Annotated in this window: 10 protein-coding genes and 1 riboswitch; of the genes, 4 read left to right on the forward strand and 6 right to left on the reverse strand. The window is 47.5% G+C overall.

From position 1 onward, the window contains the following. Positions 1-13 precede the first annotated feature (13 nt). From DBK98_RS11485 to DBK98_RS11495, 3 genes are read left to right on the forward strand one after another with little or no spacing between them, the layout of a single operon-like run. Positions 14-1,099: a FimB/Mfa2 family fimbrial subunit gene (locus tag DBK98_RS11485; RefSeq protein ID WP_032536338.1), complete on the forward strand. Its 1,086-nt coding sequence runs from the start codon at positions 14-16 to the stop codon at positions 1,097-1,099. Positions 1,100-1,125: 26 nt separating this feature from the next. After that, positions 1,126-2,154 (forward strand): hypothetical protein, encoded by a 1,029-nt coding sequence (locus DBK98_RS11490; RefSeq protein WP_032536337.1) that lies wholly within the window; start codon positions 1,126-1,128, stop codon positions 2,152-2,154. 25 nt (positions 2,155-2,179) lie between these two features. Then, on the forward strand, positions 2,180-3,718 hold the full coding sequence (locus DBK98_RS11495) for a FimB/Mfa2 family fimbrial subunit (protein WP_032536336.1): 1,539 nt from the start codon (positions 2,180-2,182) through the stop codon (positions 3,716-3,718). A 169-nt stretch (positions 3,719-3,887) separates the two neighbouring features. Here DBK98_RS11495 and DBK98_RS11500 read toward each other — a convergent pair whose 3' ends face one another. The 4 genes from DBK98_RS11500 to DBK98_RS11515 form a co-directional block, all read right to left on the reverse strand. After that, on the reverse strand, positions 3,888-5,207 hold the full coding sequence (locus DBK98_RS11500; protein WP_234072635.1) for a DUF5074 domain-containing protein: 1,320 nt from the start codon (positions 5,205-5,207) through the stop codon (positions 3,888-3,890). 69 nt (positions 5,208-5,276) lie between these two features. Next, positions 5,277-7,319 (reverse strand): DUF5074 domain-containing protein, encoded by a 2,043-nt coding sequence (locus DBK98_RS11505; protein ID WP_032536335.1) that lies wholly within the window; start codon positions 7,317-7,319, stop codon positions 5,277-5,279. Positions 7,320-7,365: 46 nt separating this feature from the next. Then, complete coding sequence (locus DBK98_RS11510; RefSeq protein ID WP_033572636.1) at positions 7,366-9,402, reverse strand: TonB-dependent siderophore receptor; 2,037 nt, start codon at positions 9,400-9,402, stop codon at positions 7,366-7,368. A gap of 170 nt (positions 9,403-9,572) precedes the next feature. Further along, a riboswitch (cobalamin riboswitch) is annotated at positions 9,573-9,782 on the reverse strand. A gap of 749 nt (positions 9,783-10,531) precedes the next feature. Further along, complete coding sequence (locus tag DBK98_RS11515; protein ID WP_005809307.1) at positions 10,532-11,467, reverse strand: DUF5106 domain-containing protein; 936 nt, start codon at positions 11,465-11,467, stop codon at positions 10,532-10,534. A 94-nt stretch (positions 11,468-11,561) separates the two neighbouring features. Here DBK98_RS11515 and DBK98_RS11520 point away from each other — a divergent pair, with 94 nt between their 5' ends. After that, positions 11,562-13,400: a DUF5724 domain-containing protein gene (locus DBK98_RS11520; protein ID WP_032536333.1), complete on the forward strand. Its 1,839-nt coding sequence runs from the start codon at positions 11,562-11,564 to the stop codon at positions 13,398-13,400. Between the two features lie 6 nt (positions 13,401-13,406). On the opposite strand, the gene DBK98_RS11525 is transcribed toward DBK98_RS11520, so the two are convergent. Together DBK98_RS11525 and DBK98_RS11530 are read right to left on the reverse strand one after the other, a co-directional pair. After that, positions 13,407-15,188 carry a cell wall metabolism sensor histidine kinase WalK gene (locus DBK98_RS11525; protein WP_005776358.1) on the reverse strand — a complete coding sequence of 594 codons (1,782 nt, stop codon included), beginning with the start codon at positions 15,186-15,188 and terminating at the stop codon, positions 13,407-13,409. A gap of 230 nt (positions 15,189-15,418) precedes the next feature. Further along, positions 15,419-16,108: a response regulator transcription factor gene (locus DBK98_RS11530; protein ID WP_005776359.1), complete on the reverse strand. Its 690-nt coding sequence runs from the start codon at positions 16,106-16,108 to the stop codon at positions 15,419-15,421. Between the last annotated feature and the right edge of the window lie 66 nt (positions 16,109-16,174).

The raw sequence follows: 16,174 nt of genomic DNA on the forward strand, positions 1-16,174 counted from the left end.
AAACTTTGCTATTATGAAAAAATTAATGTTTCTGGTGGCAGCAAGCCTCTTTGTATTTGCTGCTTGTTCCAGCGAAGATGATCCTTCGTCTGAAGTGAATCCTGAAAATAATGGGATTACATTTGAACTGTCCGCGGTTAATGGTCTGACAGATGGGATTGGAACCCGAATGCCGGTGTATAGCCAGGAGGCTACACAGCATGTCACTCGTGTCAGTGTTTATGCTTTTATGCAGAACGGTTCGACTTATCTGCATCAAAAGACCTATGATATCACCGGCTGGACCGATGGTACTACTTTTAAACGTTTTGCCGTTCCCGATGCTGACAAGCTTCCTGTAGGGGTATATAAGTTTTTGGCTGTAGGCCGTGACGCAAGTGATCGCTTCTCTGTGACTACGCCGACTTCCGGTAATACCAATTATACGGATATGCTTGCTACTATTATGAATTCGGGCGATGAATCGGAAATCTTTGCAGGTTCGGCCGATGCGGAAGTAATGGCTCAGGGCGGAACTCGTGTCAGCATTGAGATGACCCGTAAGGTGGCCGGTGTACTGGGATACTTCAAGAATGTTCCTCAAGTGCTTAACGGAACCACTGTGAAGTATTTGCGTCTGAAAGTCAGCAATTCCAATCAGCAGGTGAATCTGACTAATGGTGTAGGTATCAATACTGCCGCTACTCCTTATAATATAATAGATATGGATCTTTCCGGCCAGGCTGTTTCCAACGGCGTGTATGTGGGCAACGATTTGTCCGGACAGGGAGTGGTGAAAGTGCCTAATTCACAATTGGGAGGTTCGTTCTATATGCCGGTTAGTGGCGTGAGCATGACTTTAGGACTTTATGATGCGAGTGGTACCGCTATAAAAGAGTGGACCGTGAGCGACACTAATAGTTCGGGAGCAACACAGTTTAATCTGATGGCAAATCATTTTTATGCATTAGGTGTGAAAGGTGCTACGGGTAGTGTGGATGGCGGAACACCGGGTAACCCGGGTGATGATGATGCTCCGGTAGATTTGCTGACCGATCAGAATATTGTGATCACTATCAGTCCGGCATGGGAATTGATACATAACCTGGTAATTCAGTAAAAGTAACTCAAAAACAGAATCATGGTATGGCTATGAGAAAGGCAGGCTATATAACTATCCTTCTGACGGGATTTCTGGCAACGCTCTTGTTGGGCAGCTGCTCAACAGATGATGTTGCCGAACTCCCCTTGGAAGAAGGGGTTCCGGTCCGTTTTGAAATAAAGCGGGACGGGGTCATGAGTCGTGCGCCGGGAGATGCAGCTCTCTCTGTCAACAGGATACTGATTCTGCCGTTTCGGAAAACGGATGAAGCATTGCCAAACGATGCAGCTAATTTCGTTCCGGAATATAGCGCAGCCCGACAATTGGATGTCAATTCGTTTCCGGCAGTAGTCACGATGCTTAATCTTTCAGCAGCCTCTACCTATCAGTTGTTGGTGATCGGATATAATCGGAGTGATTATGATTTTGCCAGTGGCGGAGGTGCAACGAAGCGGTTTAATATCGGTTCGACTGGTAATCCGGCTACGTTGGCTAATTTGTATTTGCAACCGGTCAATTCGACGGTAGTTCCGGAGTTCTTTTCGTGTTTCGGAAACGGTTACCAGGGTACAACGTTGGTTGGCCCTGTTTTTAAACCTTCGCAAATCAATTATGTGACAGGTACACTGAAAAGGCTGGTTAGTGGTTTAACGCTCGAAGTGACCAATATTCCCGCATATGTCAACTCTATGACATTGATAGCCGAGCAACTTGTGACGGCTACCCGTGCAACGGATGGGGCGGCACTGACATGGCAAACAGCCGGTGACAGCGGTACGAAGACGTTGGCTACTCAGGCACCGGTCTCGGGGAAAGTCAGTTTCAACCAGTTTCTACTGGCTATTCCGGATAGTAGAAAGACCTTGTTTTATCTGGATGTGTCTTATGGAATCTTCACCGAACGTTATACGGTGAAACTGCCGGATACTCCCGGTGTGGTTTCGGGAAACCGGATTATTTTTACTCCTAATCATTGGGTGAAAGTGACTGGAAGTTATGCGAATATCAATATAGGTTTCACTTTGGCAGGAAACATCAACTTGGATGACAATGCCTGGGATGGCCTTCAATAGAAACTGAAAGCAAAAAGAACCGGAGATGAAAACGAAAGTGATAATAATGATAAGCCTTTTTCTTTCTCTCTTCCTGACGGGATGTGAGAAAGAGCTGGTCGAAGTGCCCGGTGAAGACTCCGGGCAACTTCCTCCGGAAGGTAAGCCTTCGGACTTGCCCGACGGATATTTTGAAGTAACCTTCTCTGCCGGATACGGAGGAGCGGATACCCGTACGCCCGTCACGGGGACCGATTCACGGGTTCGTCACCTGCGTTACGTCATTTATAAGTCGACAGGTGAGTTTGTGAAAGAAAAGGTGGTGCTGAAGACTACGGATGCTGCTCCTTCCTGGCCGATGGCTGCCTTGAAAGATACGCTTCCGAAAGGACAGTATACAGCTGTATTTCTGGCCAATGTAGAGAAAACACAGTTCCCGATTCCCGTTTCGGGCGGTGGAACCAACTATGCGGATGTGTTGACGAATTACCAGACAACACGTGCGAATGCCCGGATCGTGTTACCCGGTGCGGAGTTTACCGACACTTCGGAATTTTATCTGGCCAATGTATCTTTCTCGGATACCTCTGCTCAGCCTTATGTACTGTTGCAACGCATTATCAGTATGCTGAATTTGCGAAGAGTGTTTGTGGATGCACAAACCGCTTTGAATTCTTTGACCAACAATATTGTGACGCAAATAGGATATAGGAATATAATCCGGACGACGGTACAAGGCATTTTGCCAGGGTTACTGAAAACGGCAATGGACTTGGGAGTGGTTGGTAATGCTGTCTATAATGTTGTTGGCGGACTCGATGCCGCAGTCAATCTGGTGGTGGCAGCATTGGTCGAACCGGTCGTGGATGTACTGTATGCACAACTTTTGCAAGGGTTGGTCAATCAGATAGGGCTGACTCTCTCCGGTAATGCTACGCAGAATGGTGCATTGGGAGCATTGGGCGATTTACTGAATCCCTGGAGGGGCAGTGATGCTGCTTATGCTTTAGTGACCATAAACAATTTCCCTAAGACTGTGGACTTAGACCTGAATGTGAAGGATTTCTATACGGGTAATCATCGTTTCCGGTATGGATTCACACCTACACCCGGTACGACGAATAGTGAGAAGGATATTCTGATCAGAGGTTTTCATGGCCTTTATGACGTACGGGAGATTCATGTTGCCAAACCCGGACTGATCTCCGGATTGTTGGTGGACGATGTGATTGACGGTCCGTTGTTGCTGAATGGAGTATTTGTGAATATCACAGATCCGATACAGGCAACAGTCAATACGAATTACAGGTATCGTTCGAACTATTCGTTTGTCAGCCTGGGGCTGAAATCGTATGCACAGCAGAACGACGGAAACCATTCGCTGACACTCTCTGTACAGTTGAAGAATATTGCTAACCTGGATGGTATATTGGGAGGAATCCCCTTACTCGGTCCCGTGTTGAATGGAACCGTTAAATTATTGATTGGCAATATAACGGTTACCGTTCCGGTGAATCTTCCTTTGCTTGGAACCGATAACCTGACGCTGTCCGGTAGCTGGAGTACACCACCGGTGCAGTATTAAAAAATAAAAAGGGGGTGTGTCGAAATTCGTATTCACCACAGACTACACAGATAAATCAATAGATTAAGTTCGCTCTATGGAACTCTGTGTTACTCTGTGGTGAATGATGACACATCCCCTTTTTAATATGGTTATATCCTGGTATGCCGGGGACTACACCTTTTTACTTTTATTCAAAGTCGTAAGTGAAGAATACTCCCGCGGGGAAGCGAGTCGCATTTTTGTAATCCTGCACCAATTTAGTAGTACCGCTTGTGAAGTTAAATACGCCGATGCTGTTGGTCAGGTAATCGTTACCGTAACCTTTGATTGTAGTGACGTATACATCACTGTTTTTCGGATTTACTGCAAGGTTATTGTAAGTCATTGTGGCATTTTGTATGTAATCACCGATTTTAGTCAGCTCTTTGGTCTGATTCTTCGCGAAATCATGGAGATAGATAGTAGTGCTGTTGTTACCAAAATAAATGCTGTCACCTTTGGCGCTGATTGCCGGAGTAGCTCCCCAGCCGGCTGATACCTGGAAACTTCCTAATTTATTCGTTTTCAAGATTGAGTAGTCCTTAGATGATACCTTCATAATCTTTGCCGGAGTGCTGTTGACAGAAACCCATACATTACCGTCCGAAGCTTTTACAACTCCTGTCGGTGTGCCTTCCAAAGCGATGGTTTTTATCACTTTGTTATCTTTAATCACCAGTAGACTGTTGTTGGCTCCTGCAAATACTTTCTGGGCTGTTACCGCCATTCTGTTTTTTATCGCTCCGTCTGTTCCCTCTATTAAACTCAGGGAGGTTGTTGTCGGATCGAACAAGTGCACGCCGTTATTGTCGCGGATGTATACGTGTGAATCATCCAGAGCGGCTACGTGGGTAGGCCAATTGAGGTCGGCCAGTTGATCCTTGCTGAATCCTTTCTCTTTTTTCAATGTTTCGGCATTGGCAATTACAAGCATACCGTCTTCGCCGCCATTCTGAGAAATGATATACATCTTATTGTTTGCAATGAACAGGTCTTGTGATACAACTCCCAAGTGTGTACCGTTTGCTTCGAAGTATGCTTCTTCCGTCATTTCATTTTCCGGAGAAATGAAGATGAGAGAGCTGGGAGGATTGCCGAAGTTGCCTTCATTCAGAACAAAGGTTCCATATTTGTATTTGCCGTATACGGTGACCGGAAGGTTTACTCTTTTCTCTCCTACTTCCGTAGATACCACCAGAGTTACATAGTATTTTCCCGGTTCGGCTTCAGTAAAGCTGAACTCCTTATCAGTTGACTTCACCTCTCCGTTGACTTCCCATCTTACTTCGGGGTTCACGTTGCTTGTATAGTTGGCGGTCAGTGCGAGTGTTCCACCTTGGATAACTTCGGTCACTCCGCCTTCACTTTCGATGGCGATACCCGTCAGATTAGGGATGGTTTCGTCATCCGAGCAAGAAGCAAATCCTAACGCTAATGCTGTCACAAATAGCAATAGATACTTTTTCATTTTCATTTTTTGAGTCATTAAATTAAGTAATTGGTAAATGTTCATTTCTTATCTCTTTTCCACTTGGTTTTATTTCTTGTAGTGTAAATCTTCCACCGCCTGTATCTCCGTAGAGGCTTCACCCAGCCAGCCGCAGTTCTGGTTGACGGCTGTATAAATCTTCACGAAGTCGATACCGTCCAGATGAACCGGCTTGCCGTCTTTATCTACCGCCCAGTCTATCTTGAATTGAGAATACTCCGTATTGTTCGGATGGTTGTCGGCATATCCCCAGGCATAACAGTAGCCTACCCAGTGCTCGGGCATGCCCGGACGCGGCTCGTTGATGGAGTTGTCCGCCAGGCGGCTTCCCCGGAATGTGATTTGGTCCGGCATCCATGCCGGATAATAAGAACCCTGGGTGTGATACGTGTTCCGGTAGATATATCCCTCTTTGCCTTGATTGTCTTTCCACTTCACATCCCCGTCTGTCGGAGTGGGACGGTAGTAAGTGATTTCATAGTTGCGGATGGTGGCAGGCGAGTTATATTCGCTTCCTGCCAATTCGTACCACTCATCATCCGGCTGTCCGTTGCCATTCGTGTCTTTGGATACGAGTACGATTCCCGGTTCGGAGTTTCCTCCGGGTTTATCCAGCAGCGTGCCATACATATCATAATAGGCGTTGCCGTATATCTTGAAGTCATATTCACCGGGGACGTTGGGGATGGTATGGTCGAATCCCACGGTAATGTTGCCCCCGAATCCTCCGAGAGTGAAGAGGCAGGTGGTACGATCCTGTAGCAGTTCGGTGGCGCGTGCCAATACTTGAACGTCGGTGAATCCCTCTTCGTAAGCTGTATAAGAGGTATTCATATATTGTGATGGCGCCGGATTGTACTCCAATACTTTATTAGCGAAGGCACCTGCTTCCGGGTCTGCGGGATTTTCGTCGGGATTGCCTTGCGAGGCTTTGTTCCGGAACAGGACGGTATTGGAGTTGATTCCCACATTGGGCAACTTAAATATAAGTTGTCCCTGCGGGCTGAAGCAGAGCACATCGCCTTTCACCTTGTAGTCGTAAGCGTCGGTGATGTAGATGTTTCCGCTGTAAGGGTTGACACTGATGCTGTAAGGAGTACGTATCGCGGTGCCGTCCGTGATGAAGTTTTCCCGTTCCGTCTTTCCGGTTTTCAGGTTGAACACTTTGATTTGCGAGTCCTGAGTCCGGTAATCATAATTGTATAAATAGGCCATGTTGTCGTGGATGGTGAAACTCAACACCTTTTCGTCGAAGGTCCGTACCACTTGATCGGTATGACCGTTTATTTGCACGAAGTGATAGTTCCCCGCTTCGATATTCTCGCCGTGCGTGGCTACATAGATGTTTCCGTCCGGTCCGGCCTGTATCTTTCCCGGATTGGGACCTACTTCTATCTTCTTGATTTCGGTAAAAGAAGGGATGTCGATCACAGATACCGTACGGTCTACCCCGATGCCTTCCCAGTCCAGGCCTCCGGAGTTGGAGACATACAACTTCCCGTTCTGCACACAAATGCCGTCGGGATTCCTGCCTGCCCGGGTCAGTGCATCAATAGAGAGGGAAGCGGTATCTATCCGCGCAACGGTTCCGTCAAAGGAGCATACGTATGCTTTTCCTCCCTCGAAGGCGATGTTACGGGGTTGCCGGGAACTGCCGTTCTCCGATAACATCGGTATCTGTTTGACAGACTTTCCGCTTTGCAAGTCGACTACTTCTATCTGGCTCGATACATTGACTACGATATAGAGTTTGCTGCCATAGATGGCCATATCGTTGGCGGTATCTCCCAGGCCGCGTCGGTTGATGCTGCGGAAGTAGTCGGTATTCAGCTGATTGTTCTTGAAGGAATACAAAGCGAGCGAACTGTTGTTCAGGTTGAAGAGCCCTTCGCTGAGAATGTAGAGTTCGGCTGTTCCGGTTTCGACAGGCATACCGTCGCCACCGCCCGAAGGAGTATCCGTGTCTTCCAGGTCGTCACACGAAGCGAAGAGAAGCAGGAAGAGGAGGAAAAGGAAGCTCCCGCCTCCAGCTCCTCTCCGGAAGCGAGGAGAAGTATTGCTTCTGCTGTTATTAAATGGGTTCATTTTCATATTGCTGTTTCTTTTGATAATTACTGATTCAATGTCTGAAGTATCTTTAGTATCTTACTTTCATCGTCACTCTCACTGAGCGTCCCGGCATGGGGAAGTTTTTTACTATCTCGTAATTCTTGTCCAGTAGGTTCAGCACTTCCACTGTCAGGGATGTGTTTACATTACGGATGCGCTGATCGCGGCTGACGGATATACTATGGTCGCTGTAACTGTCCAGCCGGTTTTCGCGGAGGTTCTGCCCCAGCATATAGCGCTTGCCCGAAAAGAGGAACGAGTAGGAGAGGTTCACCCACGGAGTCTCGATACCGGCTTGTCCCGATCCGGATACACGGGGAGTATAGGCGATTTGTTGCTTGTAGGTTTTTCCTCCCGGTTCGGTCATATCCAATGCGCGCTGGTAAGTGTAGTTCCCCGAAAGGTTCACCCGTAGTTTCTCCCAGGGTTGCAGACTGATGTTTCCGGCAACGTCGATTCCTTTGATGTCCACTTTGCCGAGGTTCACCATACTCCATATAAAGAGGTTCTTGGTGGGTATGGCTATGATTTTGTCTTTCACCTTATTATAATAAGCATCTGCCGTGACGGATACATAGGGGATCAGTTCATTGATCGACCGGCTGTATGTCAGTCCTAAGTTGTATTGTGTCGTGCTTTCCGGTTTCAGGTTCGTGTTGCCCACCTGTCCGTAGTACAGGTCGTTGAAGCTGGGCAACCGGAAGATGTCTTTATAGAACAGGCGGATGCGGAACTCTTCGCTGGCAAAGGGCTTGAACGACGCGCTGACGTACGGAGAGAGTTTCCGTCGGTTGGCTGCGGCGCTGCCTTGGCGCACCTCCTCGTTGATGACCGTTGCCAGTACCGAGGCCGAAGCGGTCAACCAGTCGTTGACGTATTTTCCGGCAAAGGCCGTCAACCACGAATAGCGGGTAGGATACGCGAAATCTTTCAGGTTCGCGTTCAGCCGGTTGATGCTCCCGTCCGTCGAGAGTGAAAATGAGAGGTTGCTGAGCACCCGGTAGAGCGCCGAAGCCGAGAGGTAATACTCTTGTTGATAATAACTGTTTTCCGTTTTGCCTTCCGAACCTTTATAATCAGGATCGAGGTAACGTTGATAGCTCCAGTTCCACTTAGCCGAAGTCTGGAAAACCCATTGGCGGTTGAACTCCTTCTTATATTGGCTTTGCACGAAGACATTCTTGTCCCAGAGGTGCTGTGAAGAGTAGTCGTAATAATAAGTGGTGGCATTGGGCAGTCCGCGGGACGACTGATAATAGTAGGCTTTCAGCCGCCATTGTTCCGTATCCGAAAAGTTGCCGAACAATCCCGCTTCGGCACGGAGGTTTTTCACTTCCGTGTTTTTCCGTTTCTCGCGCGAGCTCAGGTCATTGTTTTCGCCATAATGCAATGTGAAAGGGTAGTGCCCGTCAGCCGACATCCACTCGCCGTTGGCGGAGAGTACCCATTTCCGGTTCAGTTTCTGTTCGATCAGGAGAGACGGATTGACCAGTCCCCACGAACCCGTTTTGAACGAGGCGCTCAGGTTGGTACGCCGGTTGTCTTTGAATTGCGGTGTCAGCGTCTGTATGTTCAGTATCCCGGCGGAAGCGAAAAACCTTGCGGGCTGAAAGATATTATCACTCTGTCCGTTGCTGAGCGAGAGACGGTCTACATTGTCCAGTGAGAAGCGTCCGATGTCGATCTGCCCCGTCTGGCAGTCACTGATTGTTATTCCGTCATATCCCACGGCGGTATGCTCGGCTCCGAGGCTTCGCAATGAAACGGTTTTCAGTCCGCCAATGCCGCCGTAGTCTTTCACCGTAACTCCGGCAAAGTGCTTCACGGCATCCGATACTTGCAATACGTTGAGGCTTTTGAGTTCTTCTTTAGAGAACACTTGGGTGGGAGCCATCGCTCTTACTTCGCGGGTGTGGTAAGCTTCGGCAACGGTTACTTCGGGGATTGAATAAATACGGGCGGTATCTACTTTCTGCTGTTGGGCGAAAAGTGAAACGGTAAGCCCCTGGCAGCAACAGAAAGCAACACAGGCGTGTAGTAGCTTAGGCAATCTAAATATATTCATCTTCGTTTTTTTACTGTTAAAATGTCCGGACGAAGTCACTTCGGCCGGACATACTAAATAAACTTGGCAGAGTTTATTATCATAACTTACTTTCTCTGAATCAGAGTGATGAATGAAATGACGGATGGAATAATTCCGGCTCATTAGACTCAACGCTTTTTCCTCGAAAGCAATGAAATAGATGCACAGGCAGGTCTTCTGACTCGTTTCTGTTGATAAGCGCCTTCCCAGGAAAACGTTTCCCAGTGGCAAGTGGTGGTTGCTTACAACAATTTGATGTGAAACTTACAGCAGCGGGACTGTTCAGGATTTGCACCTGATTCCCTTTTAATTGCATCCCCGGTACACGGAGAATACAAACCAATGCACTGCAAAGATAAAAAGAATATTAGAAATAGCATAATAATTTGTGATTATTCGTTATGCATTGCGGAACGGACGGAGCAACATCGGACAGGTCGTCCGGATAGTGTCAGACGGCACATCGGAATGACTTGGATAGGCGATGCCATTTATCTTGATTCCGGAGGGTTATGATGGCAGAATGATGGTTAATCAGCCTTTTGACTGACACACTCTTTCTTTAAAACGGATGAACCGGAGGGAAAACAAGGGGAAAGCCGGCCTTTTCTGTTCCGAAAGCCGGGCTTTGGGTGGATTAGAGCCGGGGTTTTGCGGAAAAGCAGTATGCATTCACTCCAAAAGACGGTTACATTTACCCCGAAAGAAGTAAGCATTTTCCGAAAATGCTTACTTCTTTTTCAAATATCTCTATATGTTATGCTCCATTACATATATTGTTATGAAAACCGGGGCTTATAGCTCCGGATTTTGCTCCGGTTGCTCACCCGATATGATCGTTCCGGAAGTGTCGGAAAGAGATGGTTTCAAGGTTAAAACCTGCTTTATGGACGGAACACTTTCCCGTCTCTTTCTTTCGGTAAACAAAAGTGGAAAATTACGGGCAAAGAGATAACCGGTAAATCGAATTGGAGACGTTTTTGAGAGGCGTATCGTGCGTCGGGCCGAAAGAATGGAAAATAGAGAGGCCGGATTATCATTCTGTCAAAATGATAATCCGACCTTCTTCGCATCTTTGGGGCAAATGCTCCGTTCCGGTATGTTTTTCTTAACCGCGCTCTGCCAGATATTGCTCTACCTTTTGCAGGGTGGCGTCTTTCAACAATACGGTTTTGTTCTTGTCCAGTAAGTAGAGGGTGGGAATAGCCCTCAGGTCATACAGGTTTTTGTTTTTGATGACCAGCTCCTTATCGTATCCGTTGGTCCATTCTTTCGCGAAATCGCTCCGGTGCTTTTTCCATTCATCCAGTTCTTCATCCGGATAGAGAGACAGCACCTTCAGCTTCTTGTCGGCTATGAACCCGTTGATGACCGGAGAACTCTTTAGCCCTTCTATCATCTCAGAGCAGGCGTGGCAGCCGGGATTGTTGATAAACAGTAACGTGTATTCCGCCGGGAACTGATAAAGCGTACCCTTTGCACCCGAATCCAGTGTATAGGTGAAGTTGAGGGCTTTTGTGCCCAACCGGTTCTTTTGTGCCAGTTCCAGCCGCGCCTGCGGACGTATCTTTTCCGTTTCATTCAGCATGGGGGAGGCTGTCAGAGCTTCCAGCACGGGGATGTAAAGCTCCTCGTTACGCATAGGCGAGTTAGGGTCGTAGAGATATTTATCGGCCAGTTCCGCAAAGAAGTCCAGCATCTTTTTGTTTTTCCCGGCCCGGCCGATCGTCTCTTTTATGGCAGTTTGCGCGTCGGACAAGGGCACATGTTCCAACAAATCGCAATAATCCACCCAAGCCTGTTCGGCAACGTCGATCTGACTGACGTAGGTGGTGTCTGTAAAGTCAAAGCGATCCCAATAGTGCTTTACCATATAATCTGCCCGTTGCGACACCGTGTTCAGCACTACGGGTATGTCGGGTAAATTGAAAACTTTAACCGTATCTTGCTTTCCGTTCTGCTCCTGGCTGGCCGCGGGGCCGCTTTTACAGGCAGTAAGCACCAATAACAGTACAAATGAAAGGTATTTTACATTGCTTATCATAATCTTTTGTTTTGATATGGGACAAAGATAGTATTTTTATTCTATATTTGTACTCAGTGATGAAAACGTTATACACACAACAAACAAGTCAGACATGAAGAATAAAAAAGGACAACCAACTACAGAGGCAATCTTTAAAGGAATACAGTCAGGAGAAGTATTTGATCTTTTTGACAAACTGCAATATCAGATCGTAATTCATGGTGAATTGACCTATAGCGATCCCTGGGGGGAGGTGCATTTGTTCAAAGAACAGTTTGAAAGTGCGAAGCATGATTCGGATTCACCAACAGCGATAGGGTGCTATCCGTTTGCCGATGTATGGATACGGTTTTATGAAGAAGAAGTGCGTGATTACTCACTTCTGTTGGAAATGTGCCTTATGGCGTCACATTCGCGGACTTGTGTCTGGCGCAAAGGTTTCGGTACGTTACTTGATAAATTATACGGAGAAATCCCTCTGGCGCCATACGAACAGGCATTGGAGCGCCTTGAACATCCCTATGCACTGAGTGAGATTCTCTGGGCATTGGAGTGGGATTACCGCGACCAGGAGGTGTATCTGAAGTATTCACACTACGTCCTGCTTCATTTGCTTCCGATGCTTACTCCCCGGAATATCACCTTTCTGTACAGCGTCCGCGAATGGTATGGTTCCTCCCACGATTATCGTGTCGTACTGGTTCATTGCTATTGGATAGATTGCTGGCTGAAACATCCGAAACGTTTGCTGACGGATAATGAGTTTATAACCGATTTCAAGATCCGCTACGAGTTGTACCGCTTGTGTAATTTCCTTTCTTATAAGGTAGAGCCTTATCCGGTTGAGTTTCCCATTCGTGCCGTCGATTTCGGCAGGGCCTACCAGATGGGACTTCTGTCCGAAGATGCCTTGATCACCGAACTGATGGATCGCCCGCTTTCGCCTACGCTGATAGAGGAGGCTGCGGGCTTTTTTTATCAGAAAAAGGGAAAGGACGGACGGATATATACCGACTGCCGGGATTATGATTTCAGCGGATTTAAGAAAGTGCTGGAAAAGGTGACTGTACGCATTCTGGACATCGAACTGGAACGGGGGAAAGTCCGTACCGATGTTACTTCGCTGGCCCAGAAACTGGACGGGGTGTTCGGTGCCGAAGTGATGATCCGCCTGCTGAGCCTGATGAGGAAGGAGAAGTTCATACGACTGGACAAGTGGTACTATGATACCAGCGAAAGCCGTATCGGCATGTTCTGCAACCTGATGCTTCATTGTGCCCCTCTGCCTACGGACACACCGGAATGGTTGAAGATGCTTGCCGAACGTGCCGGCATTACTCCGAAGCGCATGGTCGAGATGGCTGTATATTCCCCCCGTTGGCTCAGGATGACGGAAGGGGCTATCGGTTGGGAAGGGCTGACCGCTGCGGCCGACTTCTTCTATGCTTATACCAGGGAGTACCATCGGGATATGGAAGAGTCGAGATTTACGCCTTACACCACCCTTTCGGCCTTGGAGATTTCTATGGGTGTGCTGGATACGGCATGGTTCTGGTCGGTATACAATACGCTGGGGCGCGAACGTTACGAAAAGGTTTTTGCGGCATCCAAGGCCATTACGGATTCGGCCGGGGTATATAGCAGACTTCGGAAATACACCGATGCGCTTGTCGGGAAGTATACGGTAGAGCAATTGGAAGGCTTGGTGATGGATAACCGGAACAAAGATTGGGTGCGTGCCTATCCGCTTGCCCCGTTTACGGGAAAAGCCCGGAAGAAGGAGGTGACTGAACGGCTCCGCTTCCTCAAGGCTTTCTGGATAAGCAGTGATTCTCTGTCCGGACGCCATTCCACCGAAAAAGAGGCTGTGCAGGTAGCTATAGACAACTTGTCCGGAAACTCCGGATTGGAGAATCTGGACACTAAATGGTTTAAAGACAGAGTGTGGTGACAGGATTTACTTTTCTTTAGCCAAAGTAAATACAAACTCCAGTCCGCCGCCTTGGCTGTTTTTGGCCGAAATGCTTCCACCGTGGATGATGACCGCATTCTTGACAATGGCCAGGCCAAGCCCTGTACCTCCCAACTTGCGTGAGCGTCCTTTGTCCACCCGGTAGAAGCGTTCGAAAAGACGGTTCAGATGTTCGGGCGATACGCCTATGCCTGTGTCGGCAAAGCTGAAGTAGTAGAAGTTCTCGTCTTCGCGGAAACAATTGATGTGGATGTGGATATTGTTTCCGGCATAAGCGATGGCATTGTCCATCAGGTTGCGGAAGATGGAGTAGAGCAATGAGTAGTTGCCCCGCATCTGAATCTCCTTTTTCAGTGAGTTGACAACCGTGATATGCTTCTCTTCCAGCTCCAATGACACTTCGTTCACGATGTTGGTCACCAGTACGCTGATGTCCACCTTTTCCATGTCGATCATGTTGGCGGCTTCGTCCATGCGGGTCAGCACGGAGATGTCGCGCAGCAACCGGCTCAGGCGGTTACTTTGTGCATAGCAGCGTTCAAGGAAGACGTTGATCTTTTCCCTTGGGATATTTTCGTTGTTGACGATGGTTTCCAGATAACCCTGGATGCTGCTGACCGGGGTCTTCAGCTCGTGGGCGATGTTTTGTGTCAGTTGCCGTTTCAGACGGATTTGCTCCTCTTCCTGAGTGACATCGTTGATACTGATTTCAAAACTCATATCCTGGAAGATGATGCACTCCACAATGAAGGTCTTTCCGTTCTTGTTGATCGTGATGGACATCCGTTTCTCTTCTTTGCCGACGGGGCGTTTGGGAGCTTTGTTGATGAAGTCCGTTATCTCTTTCAGTTCGCTGATGTTGAATACCTCTTCTGCCGTTTCAAGGTTTGAGTCCGATATCAGGTTGCTGTATTGCGTAAACAGGTTGTTTACCAGAATCTCTTTCTTGTCTTTGCTGAATACCCCCAGTCCCTCGTGCGAAATCTGGAGGTGTGTGATCAGCTTCTCTCTTTCTATGTAGAGTGCTTCCTTCGTTTCGTGGAGGCGTTTGTATATCTGGATGATATGTTGCGAGATCTCTCCCAGTTCGTTGTGGGGGAAGGCGGACTGCATCGCCATTTCGATAGGCTCGTTACGGTCGGCGCGCATGGCGAACTCCCGGAGTTGATTGATGGAAGTGCCCAGTTTGTTGGTGAACTTATAGAAGATGACCATTAGCAACAGAGTGACGATAGCGGTGAACCAGATGTAGTGTGGGTCTGCTTTCAGGTTATTGATCAGGCTGACGCTGTAGGGCAGAGCCGAGCGGATGATATAATCTTTATATAAGGTAGCGGAGTAGAAATAGGGGACTCCGGTGGTTTCGGAGGTACGGCGAACATCGAAACCGATGCCGTTATGCAGGGCTTTCTGTATCTCTTCGCGTCCGATGTGGTTGCCTAACTGTCCCGTGTTCTGCTCCTGGCTATCGAAAAGAACTTTTCCTTCAAGATTGACTACGGTGATGCGTAAGTCTTTCAGTACGTTATGACGCAGGTAATCGGTGATTATTGGAGTCATATCCTGAGGGTGGTCGTATAGCTTTTCGTACAGCAGGTTGTTGCAGTCCTGCAATTGTATGTTCAGTAACTCTACTTTATACTCTTTCTCCCGCTGATACTGATAGGCCATGAAGCAAGCCGCGAAGACCAGAAACAGGGAGATGACCGAAAGAAATAACTTCCGGCTGAAAGAGAGAAAATGCTTTTGGGTGACAGGTAGGTTCATACAAATTTGTTTTTTAAGTTGGATTCACCACAGAGTAACACAGAGGACACGGAGTTTTTTTTAGACATAAGAACAAAAGAACAGATGATTCTTTATTCATTTGTTTTTGAGTTTAATTCACCACGGAGGACACAGAGGACACAGAGAATATCTTTCTCTTAAACATCTTAATAAACAAGAGATTAAAACTCTGTGTCCTCCGTGTACTCTGTGGTGAATCGTATTCATTTCTATTCCGTTTCGAAACAATAACCGTATCCCAACCGGGTGACGATACGTTTACCATAAATGCCGATCTTTTTTCTCAGTCGGGTGATGTTGACGTCGATGGTGCGGTCCAGTACGTAGACTTCGTCGCTCCAGATACGGCTCAGGATGTCTTCGCGAGAGAAAACACGTCCTTTGTTCTGTAGCAGCAGGAAGAGGATTTCGAATTCCTTTTTGGTCAGCGGCACTTCTTCACCATCGATGCTTACTTTCTTTTTAGTGATATCGATTACCAGTGACTGATAACTGAGCTGTTCCGGTACCTTTTCCATATCCGAAGTGGCGGTACGACGTAACACGGCTTTCACGCGGGCAATGACCTCACGCAGTGAGAAAGGTTTCGATATATAGTCGTCTGCCCCCAGATTGAATCCGGTGACAGTATCGTTTTCCGTATCTTTGGCAGTAATGAATATGATGGGAACCTGGGCTGTCTTTTTATCTTTCTTCAGGATATTAGCCATCTTGAATCCGGAGATTTCTCCCATCATCACGTCCAATAGCAGCAGGTGATAACTGCTGATATTCATTTTCAGAGCTTCTTCGGCAGAATTGGCTGTATCTACTTCATACCCTTCGTTCTCAAGATTGAACTTCAGAATCTCACAGAGGTCTTCTTCGTCGTCGACCACTAAAATACGGTAATCGTTCATTGTATTCTTTGTTAATGTAATGCTACAAAGTTAAACTTTATTCCTTTTTCTTTTGCAAAGATGGAG

The organism is Bacteroides sp. PHL 2737, assembly GCF_004115325.2.
Taxonomy (GTDB): Bacteria; Bacteroidota; Bacteroidia; order Bacteroidales; family Bacteroidaceae; genus Bacteroides; species Bacteroides hominis.